Raw genomic sequence first — 13868 nt, 5'->3', positions numbered from 1 at the left:
ACTTTTTCCCCTTTTACATTACAGCCCTTATTTAATCCATGATCCCACAATAGGATAATTAAATGTTTCGCCATTGATTGCTTTAATTATACCTATAATCGGGACAACAAAAGCCATTATAGCAAAAATTATTACTAATGGAATACCTATTATAATAAATATCAGTAGAAATGATATAAACAGTAGGACTGACATTACTAATTGAAAAAGTACTGCTTGAATAGATAACTTTCTAATTTCATGATTATCTACTACTAAGTACAACACAAATGGTACTAAAAACGGTGCAAACCAAGTGCTTGCATGTAATAATACTTTTAGCCCTGTATTTTCCATGATATAACCTCCTTTTTCTTTAACTTATTATACGGATATACAGATAATTAGTTTCATTTTCTTTCATAGACAATATTCCCTGCTACTACTGTTTTACACACAGACACCTTCGCTAGATTACTTACGGTAAGCGGCTCATTAACAATTGTAAAATCAGCATCATAGCCTGATTCGATTTTTCCTCGAGAAAGCCCCTTACCTATTGCCTTAGCACTACCTATTGTATAAAGACAAAGTGCTTCATACAAGGACAATGACTGAGCAGGATTCCACACATTGTTCACTGCAGCATCCATGGCCAAAAATGGATCCGCATTTTCAATCGGCGAATCTGAACCGCCTGAGCATTCTAATCCAGCAGCTATAAGAGTCTTCCAGGCATATGCCCACTCCATTCTTTCGCTTCCTAATCGTTCTCTTACCCAAGGAAAATCTGAAGGAACAAATATTGGCTGGATATCTAATACTAAAGGAAGCTTGCGCATTCTTTCTATTAAATCCTTCCGTAAAACATTTACGTGAATGAGCCGATCCTTTTTCGGATGAGGTGGCGGATATTTTTCGATTACATCCAATATAAGCTCTGTAGCCTTATCTCCAATTACATGCACTGCTATATTTTCTTGGTAATCTCGAGCTATTTTCACTAATTGCTCAAGTTTTTCTTCAGGATGAACAGCTACCCCTTGTGTTCCAGTGGCATCAAAATAATCAGTAGACAATAGAGCTGTTCTTCCTCCCAATGAACCGTCTACAAAAATTTTCATCGCACCAAATTCTATGAATTCAGTAGGTACCTCTCCCTGCATTTGTTCAAAAACTAAATGATGTCTTAACAGGTGAACTTTAAAATTTCCTTCTACAGCATCTTGGTACGCTTTTAATGGCACATTATATGGCCCGTAATAGGACATATCCTCCGTATGCACGCCTGTAAGTCCCTTTGAGAGTAAATCTTGGATACTTAATCGTATAACGTCTGCTAAGTAATCTGAAGTAACTGGTGGGATGTGAGAAGTGATTAGATTCTGTGCCTCATCGTAGAATAGACCGTTTAATCTACCATTATCATCTCTTCCTATCTTTCCGCCAACTGGACTAGTAGTTTCTTCGGTTATCCCCGCAATTTCCATTGCTTTGGAATTCGCTACCAGGACATGCCTACAAATTCTTTTTAATACGATTGGGCTTTCTTGTATAACACCGTCTAGATCAGCTCGAGTAATAGGGCGACTCTCTATTAAATTGTTATCGTTCCAGCCCTCTGTTACGTACCACTGACCAGGAACGACTTTTTTTCTTACCTCTGTCACTATGTCTTCTATGGATGTAAAGCCAGAAAGGTCGAGATAGGAAAGCTTTTCCCCGTGACCGATCAAATGAATATGACTATCTACCAATCCCGGGTACATTGCAGACCCCTCAAGGGAAATAACTATGTCGGCCATGGGAAGTAATTCTTCTTTTTCACCTGTTCGGATAATTTTTCCAGCTTCTGTTAACACTGCTTCCGTCATAGAATTTTCCGAATCCATTGTATAAATACTTCCGTCTGTCCAAAGAGTTTTCATTATTTTTTCTCCTTTTCTTTAGGAGCAAGCTCATCAACCAGCAACTCCGCAGCTCTTCTATAAAAATTACTCATATTAGCTAGAGAAGAGATTAACAGTAGTTTTTGTAATTCATCCTCGGCCTCTAATTCTTTAGTTAGTTTATCTAAATCTTGAATTTCTTTTAAAAAGACTTGTTTATTATTTTGCTGAAGGGAAATAAAATATTGATAAAAATTATTTAATGTAAATTCATCTGAAGCCATTTTCTCCTTTAAGGGAGATAAAGTTTCTTTCACATCACTGATGGAAAGTGATCCTTTTAAATGGTAAATAAGATTAATCAACATAATATGTTGTTTAGAGTACTTCTTATTTTTTATCGGAACGAATAGCTTGCCCTTTGCATAATTGTTAATCATCGTTTTAGTTAATACCTTGTCTTCATCACTTCGAATGGTCGTCCCGTATTTAGCATCAAAAAGCTGTATAACCTGGTCCATATATAAGTCTATTTCCGGTATATCCTCTTCTTTAATGGCAGTGTCTAAAGCTAATCGGTCAATTAACCTATTTAAATCATTCATAAATAAATGAACCTCCTAGTAATACTTAAAAACATAGTAACTTAAAACTCAATAAAGGTAAACCTTGACTATCAATGCATATCAATATATCATTATATGTAGTTATTAAAACTACATATTGAAGTGGAGGCATTCATTTATGCTAGAAAATTATATTAGAGAACCTTTTAACTCCTTATCGCATTTATTTGGAGCTATCTTAGGAATAGTCGGATTATTCCTCATGATTATGAAAGGAGTTACCTTAAACGCAACGAGCCTAACATTAACAGCTCTCTCTATATTTGGCGTTAGTATGATATTGCTTTATACAGCTTCTGCTACGTATCATGCGGTTAAATCGAAAGAACGTGTTATTCAGTTTTTACGCCGTTTAGATCATTCGATGATTTATTTACTCATCGCTGGCACATATGCTCCTTTTTGTCTGATTACTTTAAAGGGTTCAACAGGGTATCTATTATTTGGTTTAATTGGAATCCTAGCTTTTTCAGGAATATTATTTAAGATGGTCTGGTTTGATTGCCCAAGATGGATTTCCACAGCCCTTTATATAGGAATGGGATGGATTATTATCTTTCTTGCTCCTTCTTTAGCTGAAAGTCTTGGTACCCATGGACTTTTATATTTAGTTGGAGGAGGCATTTTCTATACGATAGGCGGAATCATATATGGTATAAAGCCTAATCTACCATTTATAAAAAAATTAGGCTTCCACGAAATTTTCCATATTTTTATATTGCTCGGAACCATATTTCATTTTATATGTGTATATGAATATGTGATATAAACCTCCACGTTGTATAAACAAAATATAGCCGATGAGAAAGGCACCTCCCGTTCAAATTGAACAGAAAGTGCCTTTCATAATTTCCGTATGTTTAAGTCAGCTTTTTAGCAAAAGCAATGACACGATTTACTTCTTTAAAGCCTAGATTCAGGTGGACGTTATAACTTTCCTCATTGTCTAGCTCACAGTCACTAGCAAACTCCCTACAGCCTTTTAAAATAGACCAGTCTTCGCAATGTTTAACTAGCTGCTTGGCTATGCCTGATTTCCTGAACGTTTCTTTCACAAAAAGTCCTTCCAAATAGCCTACTGGCGTTGTACTAGTTCCTTCAACATAGTCTGTTCGAATTTGACACTGTGCAAATCCTATTGGTTCTCCTAAAGGACCATATGCTAGATAAACAATCGCATTCTCGTTTTTTATCAGCTGGTCTGTTTCTATTTTAAACTCTTCTATGTTGTGTCCTGGCCATAGAAGAGAAGCTAATCTGACTACATCCATTGAATCTTCTATTTCAGCTCGTTTAATCATCATTATACCTTCCATACAATGCTAAACCTCCTTTTTAGTAACGGAAAAGTCTAAGCTTGGAGAGGGAGATTGTAATCTCATTTGTTCCAATTCTATTTTCATCTTTTCGGTTTCAATGATAAAATTTTCTTGTTTTAGTCTTTCTAGTTCTAACGCATCTTTAACAGAGCTAGCTTTTATACGTGCTTTTTCTTCTAAGTGATCTGTTATCGCTCTTATGACAGGTACAGAAAAAATTAAAGCTGGTATTATTATCCATTCCACTGTATTCACCCCTATTAATCAAAATGTAGTTTTAATTAAAGATGTAATTCCTTTTATAAAGTAAAAACATGAACAATCAATTAAAGATCAATATTGAAAAATATCGGTTATTATAACTTCTTCATATTTAGCAATTTAACTTAAAGGTATGAAAATCAAAATAATCATTTAGTTATATCGTTCTTCACTATTTTATGAAATCGATTTATCCGTTATATTTATAGAATATTCTACTTCAATATCCACATTTCCTCGCAATGCTTTACTTATCATACAGCTTTGTTCTGCTTTAATAGCGAGCTTTTCTGATACTAGTCTGTCTTTTTCATCAGTTATTACAATTATCGGACGATGAATAATTTTTTTATACGTAAAAACACCATTTGTAACATCTACTATAGCAGTTGAGTTCATCTCTAAGTTTTCTGTATTTACTTTACTTCTCTCCATCATTGCAGCTAGTGTAATAATATAACAAGTCGCTGCAGCACCTAAAAGCATTTCATCAGGGTTAGTTCCAATTCCAGGTCCGTCCATTTCTGTTGGTATGGAGATATTAGTTTGTAAATTCCCAGAGTGAATATCTCCCACGTCATTTCTGCCTCCAGGCCAATTCGCTTTTAAATGAAATAGATGTTCCGTCATAATTTAATCAAACCTTTCTTATCGATGTATTGGAAATTGTGCCACTTTCCTATATTATAAAAAGAGAAGGTAGGCGTTTAATTTGTTAAAAAATTATGGAAAAATTGCTGGTTTCATCATTGTAGCTTCGCTTTTTTTACTAATTCTAGGTGTTAGGTATGTATTAGGACAAGAATTAGTTATTATGAACTTTATTGCTTTTGCAGCCTTTTCCATTGTAGCAGGAGTAACAGCTGGGGCTATGCTATTATACAACCTCTACAAAGCATTTTATTTATTTACGTTTGGATTGGCAATAGGTTTCATTGACCTTTTCCGCTCCTTCATTATAAATTCTGAAGGAAACGGTGATATAATCGGAATCCTCTCCCTGTTTATGTTTAGTGCTTTTGGGTTAGTAATAGGAATAATTATAGAGGCTGTATTTTATCTGATTAAAAAGATGAACAATGTACAATGACAAAAGGTTTTAGCTACTGGCTAAAACCTTTTTACGTTATTTTGAATACTTGGATATAATCGTTTGATTACGCCCATTAGATTTTGCCTTATATAGAGCCTGATCAATACGGTCCATGAATGAAGAAATCGCTTCAGCCTTATATTTGTATTCCCCCACTCCAGAAGATATGGTAATAGCCTTATTGGTTGGAGGTAATGTAGATTCAATATCTTTCCTCAGTATCTCCGCAATACGGTATGCTTCCTCTAGTAGAGTATTCGGCATAACAATTGCAAATTCTTCGCCACCTAATCGAATGATATAATCTTCTTCACGAGTGACCCTATTCATTCGGTAAGCTAAGAATTGCAAAACCTCATCCCCTGCATTATGTCCAAACTCATCATTTACTTTTTTAAAGAAATCGATATCCACCATAATCATCGAGAAGTTATTTTTACTCTCGATTAAATGACTATAAAGATATTCTGCAAACCTTCTATTTTTTAGCCCAGTTAAAGGATCAGTTAAGGATTGAGTTTTAAAATCCTCTACAGTTTCTTCTTGCTGTTTTCGATAGTTTTCAACAGTTTCGGTTAACTGCTTAGCTTCAAAATACCATGTCGGAATTTCTAGCTCATTTCTATTAAATTGAGGATCCATTGTGTACATCGCAAGTTTTTGTAATGGAGAAGCTAGTTTAGTTGAAAGCACAAAAGCTACTACAAGAAATAAAACTATAAAAGGAAGTGCATATAAAAATATCTTCAATATGATTCCAGCAAGAGGCTCTATACTTGAAGCATAAGGGGTTTGTGATACTACTCCCCATCTGCTTGCTTCTATTAAAGTATATCCAGCCACGTAAAGGTCACCCTTCGTATTTTCTGTAATACTTGCGCCACTGTCCCCTCTGATTAAGCTCTCTACTATCTCATTACTTTTTACTATTTCTCCGATTCTCTTTTCATCAGGGTGATAAATAAGCGTTCCTGAATGGTCTACGACATAAACATACGATCCATCTTTAGAATAATGCTCTGCTAATATGTTTCGTATAAAATTATCCTCTTCTAAATAGATGGTTCCGTTCAGCATTCCTAGGTACTCATTTTGTTCATTAAAAAGCGGGGTGGATACAAGAACTAGTAATCTACCTGTCGCAGCCATATATGGTTTTGTAATAATATTCTCTTTCTTATCTAATGCTTCTTTAACACCTTCGGATTGAATAACAGTACCAGCAATTCCTACATTAGGAGAAGTAGCTATCGCGAGACCGTTCTTATCAATAACTGAGACAGAGTTAAAGTTTTTACTTGTTACTATCAGCTGGTTCAATACTATTGTTAATTCTGTCGGATTATCCAATAGCTTGATAATATCAGCTTTTCTCCCTTCAAGATTAAGTTGCATAGAAGAAAAAAGCTCCTCTGACATTTCCGCCAGCTTTTTAGAATATACTCGATTTTGCTCCAACGAGTTATCAATCAAGCTATCTTTTGTCACTAAATAGCTTGAAAAGAGTGAGCTTGTCAGTATGCCAATGATTGAAAATGAAATTAAAGTTAAAATCCAAAAACGTAACGTTCTTATCATGTTTCCTCCAAATTTATACAATATAATTACTACATTTTCTCATTGTAGCATTATTTATATATGAATAACTATAGATAATAGATATTTTGATTGATATGGAGAAAAAGAGAAGAAAAATTCTTTTTTCAAATAGGCGAAAAGTTGTGTGATGTTAAAGATTTGACATCCCTTATACCTTATAAAAAGGAAAATGAGCTTGATAGTTACCAAGCTCACTTTTTCTCCTAGCATCTTTTATTAACCACCTAAATAAGCAAGCTTAACTTCTTCACTCGATTGTAACTCCCTTGCAGGTCCAGATAATACTACCTTACCTGTTTCAATAACGTATCCTCTATTAGCTATGGAAAGTGCCATATGGGCATTTTGTTCAACTAATAATACGGTGGTGCCGTCATTATTTATTTCTTCTATGACCTTAAAAATAGTTTGAACCATAAGCGGAGCCAATCCCATCGACGGTTCGTCTAGTAACACTAGTTTAGGCTTTGCCATAATGGCACGTCCAATGGCAAGCATTTGCTGTTCTCCCCCGGAGAGTGTTCCGGATAGCTGCTTTCTTCTTTCTAACAATCTTGGAAAAGTTTCATAAACCTTTGTTAAATCTGAATTAATGCCTGCCTTATCCTTACGAAGAAATGCTCCTAGCTCGAGATTTTCCTCTACAGTAAGATTAGCAAAAACTCTTCGACCCTCTGGCACATGAGATATACCAGCCTTCACTATCGTTTGAGCTGCTTTCCCTGTTATAGATTTACCTAAAAACTCGATTTTCCCTTTCTTAGGCTTTAACAATCCAGATAGAGTTTTAAGGAGCGTGCTTTTTCCAGCCCCGTTCGCTCCGATTAACGTAACAATTTCTCCTTCATTCACTTCTAACGATATATTATGTAAAGCTTGGATATTCCCATAATACACATCCATATTTTCTACTTTAAGCATGGACATTTGGAACCTCCTCTCCCAAATAAGCCTCAATGACCTTTGGATGATTTCGTATTTCTTGAGGAGTGCCTTCAGCTAATAGCTGCCCATGATCTAAAACATAGATTCTTTCACAGACACCCATTATTAGATTCATATCATGTTCTATCAATAGAATAGTTAAATCAAACTTTTCCCGGATAAATCCTATAAGATCCATCAGTTCTTTTGTTTCTTTAGGATTCATCCCAGCAGCTGGTTCATCTAGTAGAAGCAGCTTAGGACCTGCTGCTAAAGCTCTTGCAACCTCCAACCGTCTCTGTTGACCATAAGGAAGGTTTTTAGCAAGCTCATCTTTATATCTATCTAATTTAAATATCTTCAAAAATTCGATAGATTTCTCTTCCATCTCTTGCTCGCCTTTAAAATGAGAAGGAAGACGCAATATAGAACTGAGCATTGTATGCTTAGCCAACGAATGGTAAGCAACCTTCACATTCTCTAAGACAGTTAATTCATTAAACAGACGAATATTTTGAAAGGTTCTACTTATGCCTTTCCTAGTTACTTTAAAGGGGGCTAATCCATTAATTCTTTCCCCGTTAAACATAATATCTCCAGTGGTAGGTGCATAGACCCCAGTCAATAGGTTAAAGCTCGTTGTTTTCCCTGCTCCGTTTGGCCCTATTAAACCTACAAGCTCTCCCTCATTTAAAACCATATTTAAATTTTGGACAGCCTTCAATCCTCCAAATTGAATTCCGGCATTTATCACCTCTAGTAAAGGCTTATTTTCCATATTGACTGCCCCCTTTTGGTGTTCTCCACATTTTAAAGTAATCTGTAATCTCCATCGTCCCCATCAATCCTTTTGGTCTATACAACATAACAATGATTAGTACGAGACTGTATATGATCATTCGAGTTTCTGGATATCCTTGTAGATAAGTTGAAACGACGGTTAATAGGATAGCTGATAAAACGGCTCCAGATAAGCTCCCTAATCCTCCTAGAACAACAAAGATTAAAATATCGAACGATTTCAAGAAACCAAATTGACTTGGCTGAATGATATAAAAATTATGTGAGTAAAGAGCGCCTGCTACTCCAGCAAAAAAGGAACCGATTGCAAATGCTGCTACCTTATAATAAGTCGTATTTATTCCCATGGCATCTGCAGCAATTTCATTTTCCCTAACTGAAATGGAGGCAATACCATGTCTTGAATTTGTGAAATTGACAATCACCAAAATAGTAATTGCTAAGCAGATGAATGCTGTAGTCCATGTTGTCATATGGTCAACCTGCATACCAGAAGCTCCTCCAACATAGTCGATATTTAAAAAGACAATACGGATAATTTCAGCGAAGCCGAGCGTTGCTATCGCTAAGTAGTCTCCCTTTAAGCGAAGACTAGGAATGCCAACGATCAACCCAGCTAAAGCTGCAACAATTCCACCTATTATTATGGCTAAGAAGAACGGTAATTCAAGTCTCATTGTCACAATAGCTGAAATATATGCTCCAATTGCTAAGAAGCCTGCATGCCCTATAGAAAACTGTCCGGTGATCCCAATTATAAGGTGTAAGCTTACGGCTAATATAATATTAATAGATATAACAATAATTGTATTACTATAAAATTGATCTATAATCCCATTCATAATAAGAAGCTGTATGACAGCATAGATGGCTATCCCCAATACGACAAATAGCCAAAATTGTTTAGAGGTTTTCTTCATACGTATACACCTACACTTTCTCTCGTGCATTTTTGCCAAAAATACCTGATGGTCTAAAGATAAGTATCAATATTAGAATGACAAATGCTGCTGCATCTCTCCACAAAGAGAAGCCTATTGCACTTACAGCAGATTCAATAACACCTAAAAGTAGACCTCCTACCATTGCTCCAGGTATAATTCCAATTCCCCCTAATACTGCTGCTATAAAGGCCTTTACCCCTGGAATAACTCCCATTAATGGGTCAATCTTTGTATAGTAAACTCCAAAAATAACACCAGCAGCACCCGCTAGGGCTGAACCAATTGCAAAAGTTGCGGAAATTGTGTTGTCTACGTTAATACCCATTAATTTTGCCGCCTCTGTGTCATGAGAAACAGCTCTCATTGCCTTTCCTGTTTTCGTTTTATGTACGATAAATTGCAGAATAATCATTAATGCAACGGAAACAGACAATATTAAGATGGACTGCATACCTATTTGCACACCAAATAGTTCAAAGTTTTTCTTAAAGAAATCTGGGTATGCCTCAGATTGAGCACCTCTTATATAAATCACTCCATATTCAATGAGTAAAGAAACCCCTATGGCAGTAATTAAAGCCGCTATACGTGTAGCATTTCTTAGTCGTTTATATGCAATGCGCTCTATTAGAACACCAAATAATGCACAGACAGTCATTGAAATAATAAGTGCGGGAAAAAAGCCTAAACCAAATACGGTAATTGAATAGAAACCAATGAAAGAACCTACCATAAATACATCGCCATGAGCAAAGTTTATTAACTTAATAATTCCATAAACCATTGTATATCCAAGGGCGATTAAGGCATATATACTTCCTAGTGAAATACCATTAATCAACTGTTGAACCCATTCCATGTAGTTACACTCCTTATATTTAGGGCAGCACAAGCCTAACCTCTTTTTTCATAGAGTCACAGAAAAGGAGGGAATGAATCCCTCCGTTATTAGTAACAATATTTTATGGATTAACCTTTGTATTAAACACTTGCTCTCCATCTACGAACTCTATAATGGTTGCTGATTTCACTGGGTGGTGATTCTCATCCATTGAATAAAGTCCAGTTACAAGATCTAGATTATCTGTTGCTTCTAATGCCTCTTTAATTTTTGTTCCATCTGTTGAATCTGCTCTCTCAATTGCATCCTTTAATAGATAAACAGTGTCATAGCCTAAAGCGTGGAAGGAGTTAGGAGCTTCCCCGTATTTTTCATTAAACTTATCTGAGAAAGCTTTAGCTTTACCATCTGGATCCTCTGAAGAATAAGCAGTGATAATATATGTGTTATTTAATGCATCTGCCCCTGCTAAATCAACAATATCCGGTGAATCCCATCCATCTGCTCCCATCAATGGTACTGTAATCCCCATTTCACGAGCTTGCTTAACGATAAGACCAACTTCCTCGTAATAACCAGGGATAAAGATGAAATCTGGATTTTTAGATTTAAGACTTGTTAATGTAGAACGGAAATCTGTATCTTTAGCAACATAAGATTCCTGTGCAACAATTTTTCCGCCTGCAGCTTCAAAATCCTTCTTAAAGGAAGCTGCTAAGCCTTTCGCATAATCACTACTGTTATCTGCGTAAATCGCTACGTTTTTAACTTTTAACTCATTAGCTGCAAAATTTGCTGCTACTGTTCCTTGAAATGGGTCAATAAACGCTGTGCGGAAAGCAAACTCATTTAGTTTACCCTTATCAGTAACGGTTACTGTAGTACTCGTGCCTGATGGAGAGATAAGTGGTACTTTATTTTTTCCAGCAACTTCTACTTGAGCTACAGTGTTACCACTAGTTGCAGCGCCAATGATAGCGACTACTTTATCTTTTGTAATAAGCTTAATTGCTCCACTGGTGGCTTCACCAGCATCCGATTTATTATCTACTTTTACAAGTTCGATTTTCTTCCCGTCAATACCACCATCGTCATTAATTTCCTCTACAGCCAGATCAATTGCTTTGTCTTCTGATTGTCCGTAGGAAGCAACTCCACCAGATAGCTCAAGATTAATACCAATTTTAATCGTATCTCCGCCATCCCCTGAACCGCCTTCACTATTACAACCTGCCAAAACTCCAATGAGAAGGGTCGAGGCTAGGAATAATGAAGCAAACTTTGATTTTTTCATAAAATGCATCCCCTTTGTTGTTTGAAAATTTTGAAATTGAAAAGCGAACTAATATCTCTTTCTTATAGTTAACTTCATCCAAAATTATCCTTTCGTAATACAATTACATTGTAAAACAAAGATAGGAATCAGTCTATAAAAATTTGACTAATTCGAATCTTTATAATCTTTAGTATATCAATATATTAAATAAAAAAATGGCATCATTTTCATAATTCTATTATTGAAAATGATGAAATACTAACTTCAAAAAACTGATCAGTTTAACTTTGATATCATTTAAATGTGTCAATTTCATAATCCCTTTTTAAAAGTTAAGCACGAACAATTAATAAAAAAAGTAGTATATATGCTCATTGTCTTAGCTCTACATAAAAGCCGCTTCATTAAATAAATCTGAATATAATAAAAATAATTACTTTTCTATTAAGTTCCGTTATAATTATTTATAGTTCGATATCCGTAATATTAAGGAGAGATGGGAATGGTACAAAGTTTACCAAAAAGATCAGAGGTTAAAATAGAAGAAACTTGGAACTTAGAGGATTTATTTGCTTCGGAAAAGGAATATAAAGATGCTTACGCAGAAATAGAGAAAAATGTCCCTGTATTCGTTGAAAAGTATAAAGGGAAATTAGATAGCGCTAATGTCATCATTGATGCTTTGGAGGAATATCAGTCTCTTTATATGAAATTTAGTTTGTTAGGTAGCTATGCAAGATTAGCGATTACGGAAGACCAGTCAAATACGGAAGCTCAAATGAGAGCCGGTCAATTTAGTTCATTAGCTGGCAAGGTTGCTAGCCAAACATCTTTTGTTGACAGCGAACTATTAGAATTGCCTACAGAGTTACTTGAGGAAGCAGCAAAGCTGGATTCTTCTTACGAAAACTATTTAGTGAAGTTACTAGAAAGAAAGAAATATACGCTTCACCCAGAAGTGGAAAAGGTATTAGCTGCCTACTCTCCAACATTTGATGCACCTTATAATTTATATGAAACAACTAAATTATTAGATATTTCTTTTCCTGACTTTGAGGTAAACGGAAAACCATATCCATTAAGCTACGTTTCCTTTGAAAATGATTGGGAAGCTGAAACAGATACAGTTCTTCGAAGAGCAGCATTTGAAGCTTTTTCATCTAAATTGAAGGAATATCAGCATACCACTGCAAAAACGTATGACATTGCGCTTCAACAAGAAAAAACAACTGCTGACCTGCGAGGATACGACTCGGTATTTGAATATTTATTGTTCGACCAAGAAGTCGATCGTTCTTTATATAACCGTCAAATAGATCTAATCACAAAAGAATTAGCACCACATATGAGGAAATATGCAAAATTACTTCAAAAGGTACATGGCTTAGATAAGATGACCTTCGCTGATTTAAAGATTGCCCTAGATCCAAACTATGAGCCGACTATTACAATAGAAGAATCCAAGAAGTATATTAATGAATCATTATTAGTAATGGGTGATAAGTATTTAGAAATGGTTGATCGCTCTTATAAGGAACGCTGGGTAGACTTTGCACAAAATGAAGGAAAATCCACGGGCGCTTTCTGTTCTAGTCCATATGGTAGTCACCCATACATTTTAATATCCTGGTCGAGTCGAATGAATGAAGTATTTGTTCTCGCTCACGAGCTTGGTCATGCGGGTCATTTCTATTTTGCACACCAAGAACAAAATCTATTTAATTCTCGTCCATCTTTATATTTTATCGAGGCGCCTTCTACAATGAATGAAATGTTAGTTGCCAATCATCTTTTGAAAAGTTCGGATGACCCTAAATTTAAACGTTGGGTAATATCTTCCATTGTTGCTAGAACCTATTATCATAACTTTGTTACTCATTTACTAGAAGCAGCTTATCAACGTAAAGTTTATGAGCGTGTAGATCAAGGGCAAAATGTAAATGCTGAAATTTTAAATGCATACAAGCGAGAGGTTTTAGAAGAATTCTGGGGAGATTCTGTGGAAATAACAGATGGAGCAGAGCTTACTTGGATGAGACAGCCACATTACTATATGGGATTATATCCATACACATATAGTGCAGGTTTAACCATCTCCACGCAGGTTGCTAAACGTATACTAAACGAAGGACAGCCGGCAGTAGACGAATGGTTAGAAGTATTAAAGGCTGGTGGAACTAAATCACCAGTAGAATTAGCTAAAATGGCTGGTGTGGACATTACAACTGATGAACCACTCCGAGATACAATTGCATATATTGGTTCACTTATTGATGAACTTGAAAGCTTAACAGAGGAAATTGACAGCAAGTAAGT

The 13868-nt window shown here is 35.6% G+C and carries 15 protein-coding genes; 3 read left to right on the top strand and 12 right to left on the bottom strand.

Annotated elements, in window-relative coordinates; translation table 11 throughout:
• Nucleotides 1-27: 27 nt before the first annotated feature.
• From M3627_RS14140 to M3627_RS14130, 3 genes are read right to left on the bottom strand one after another with little or no spacing between them, the layout of a single operon-like run.
• Nucleotides 28-336, bottom strand: coding sequence for a magnetosome magnetite crystal formation protein family (locus tag M3627_RS14140; RefSeq protein WP_169360136.1), 309 nt, complete (start codon nucleotides 334-336; stop codon nucleotides 28-30).
• A 53-nt stretch (nucleotides 337-389) separates the two neighbouring features.
• Nucleotides 390-1907: an amidohydrolase gene (locus M3627_RS14135; RefSeq protein ID WP_251556185.1), complete on the bottom strand. Its 1518-nt coding sequence runs from the start codon at nucleotides 1905-1907 to the stop codon at nucleotides 390-392.
• Complete coding sequence (locus tag M3627_RS14130) at nucleotides 1907-2473, bottom strand: DUF1836 domain-containing protein (RefSeq protein WP_251556183.1); 567 nt, start codon at nucleotides 2471-2473, stop codon at nucleotides 1907-1909. The genes M3627_RS14135 and M3627_RS14130 overlap by 1 nt, the downstream gene beginning before the upstream one ends.
• Before the next feature lie 139 nt (nucleotides 2474-2612).
• Between M3627_RS14130 and trhA the strand changes: the two genes are divergently transcribed.
• The gene (gene trhA, locus M3627_RS14125; protein ID WP_251556181.1) at nucleotides 2613-3263 is read left to right on the top strand and encodes a PAQR family membrane homeostasis protein TrhA; all 651 of its coding nucleotides are present in this window, start codon (nucleotides 2613-2615) and stop codon (nucleotides 3261-3263) included.
• 91 nt (nucleotides 3264-3354) lie between these two features.
• On the opposite strand, the gene aac(6') is transcribed toward trhA, so the two are convergent.
• The 3 genes from aac(6') to M3627_RS14110 form a co-directional block, all read right to left on the bottom strand.
• The gene (gene aac(6') / locus M3627_RS14120; RefSeq protein ID WP_353056470.1) at nucleotides 3355-3810 is read right to left on the bottom strand and encodes an aminoglycoside 6'-N-acetyltransferase; all 456 of its coding nucleotides are present in this window, start codon (nucleotides 3808-3810) and stop codon (nucleotides 3355-3357) included.
• 6 nt (nucleotides 3811-3816) lie between these two features.
• Nucleotides 3817-4059, bottom strand: coding sequence for a hypothetical protein (locus tag M3627_RS14115; RefSeq protein ID WP_169360140.1), 243 nt, complete (start codon nucleotides 4057-4059; stop codon nucleotides 3817-3819).
• A gap of 192 nt (nucleotides 4060-4251) precedes the next feature.
• Nucleotides 4252-4704 (bottom strand): OsmC family protein, encoded by a 453-nt coding sequence (locus M3627_RS14110; RefSeq protein WP_251556180.1) that lies wholly within the window; start codon nucleotides 4702-4704, stop codon nucleotides 4252-4254.
• Between the two features lie 82 nt (nucleotides 4705-4786).
• Between M3627_RS14110 and M3627_RS14105 the strand changes: the two genes are divergently transcribed.
• Entirely contained in the window at nucleotides 4787-5164 is a 378-nt protein-coding gene (locus M3627_RS14105) for a hypothetical protein (protein WP_169360142.1), read from the top strand.
• Nucleotides 5165-5200: 36 nt separating this feature from the next.
• Here the strand turns inward: M3627_RS14105 and M3627_RS14100 are convergent, their stop codons facing one another.
• The 6 genes from M3627_RS14100 to M3627_RS14075 all read right to left on the bottom strand — a co-directional run bounded on the left by M3627_RS14100 (nucleotide 5201) and on the right by M3627_RS14075 (nucleotide 11570).
• Nucleotides 5201-6745: a sensor domain-containing diguanylate cyclase gene (locus tag M3627_RS14100; protein ID WP_251556178.1), complete on the bottom strand. Its 1545-nt coding sequence runs from the start codon at nucleotides 6743-6745 to the stop codon at nucleotides 5201-5203.
• A 237-nt stretch (nucleotides 6746-6982) separates the two neighbouring features.
• Nucleotides 6983-7687, bottom strand: coding sequence for an ABC transporter ATP-binding protein (locus M3627_RS14095; RefSeq protein ID WP_251556202.1), 705 nt, complete (start codon nucleotides 7685-7687; stop codon nucleotides 6983-6985).
• Nucleotides 7680-8468, bottom strand: coding sequence for an ABC transporter ATP-binding protein (locus tag M3627_RS14090; RefSeq protein ID WP_251556176.1), 789 nt, complete (start codon nucleotides 8466-8468; stop codon nucleotides 7680-7682). The genes M3627_RS14095 and M3627_RS14090 overlap by 8 nt, the downstream gene beginning before the upstream one ends.
• The gene (locus M3627_RS14085; RefSeq protein ID WP_251556175.1) at nucleotides 8458-9411 is read right to left on the bottom strand and encodes a branched-chain amino acid ABC transporter permease; all 954 of its coding nucleotides are present in this window, start codon (nucleotides 9409-9411) and stop codon (nucleotides 8458-8460) included. Before M3627_RS14085 ends, M3627_RS14090 begins: the two co-directional genes overlap by 11 nt.
• 10 nt (nucleotides 9412-9421) lie before the next feature.
• Nucleotides 9422-10294 carry a branched-chain amino acid ABC transporter permease gene (locus M3627_RS14080; protein ID WP_169360146.1) on the bottom strand — a complete coding sequence of 291 codons (873 nt, stop codon included), beginning with the start codon at nucleotides 10292-10294 and terminating at the stop codon, nucleotides 9422-9424.
• A 103-nt stretch (nucleotides 10295-10397) separates the two neighbouring features.
• Entirely contained in the window at nucleotides 10398-11570 is a 1173-nt protein-coding gene (locus tag M3627_RS14075; RefSeq protein WP_481900286.1) for an ABC transporter substrate-binding protein, read from the bottom strand.
• Between the two features lie 484 nt (nucleotides 11571-12054).
• Here M3627_RS14075 and pepF point away from each other — a divergent pair, with 484 nt between their 5' ends.
• Entirely contained in the window at nucleotides 12055-13866 is a 1812-nt protein-coding gene (gene pepF, locus M3627_RS14070) for an oligoendopeptidase F (RefSeq protein WP_251556173.1), read from the top strand.
• Nucleotides 13867-13868 lie beyond the last annotated feature (2 nt).

The organism is Psychrobacillus sp. MER TA 171 (assembly GCF_023713305.1).
Lineage (GTDB): Bacteria > Bacillota > Bacilli > Bacillales_A > Planococcaceae > Psychrobacillus.
Note: the sequence above shows the minus strand (reverse complement) of the source record. Positions and strands in the feature narration are given on the sequence as shown.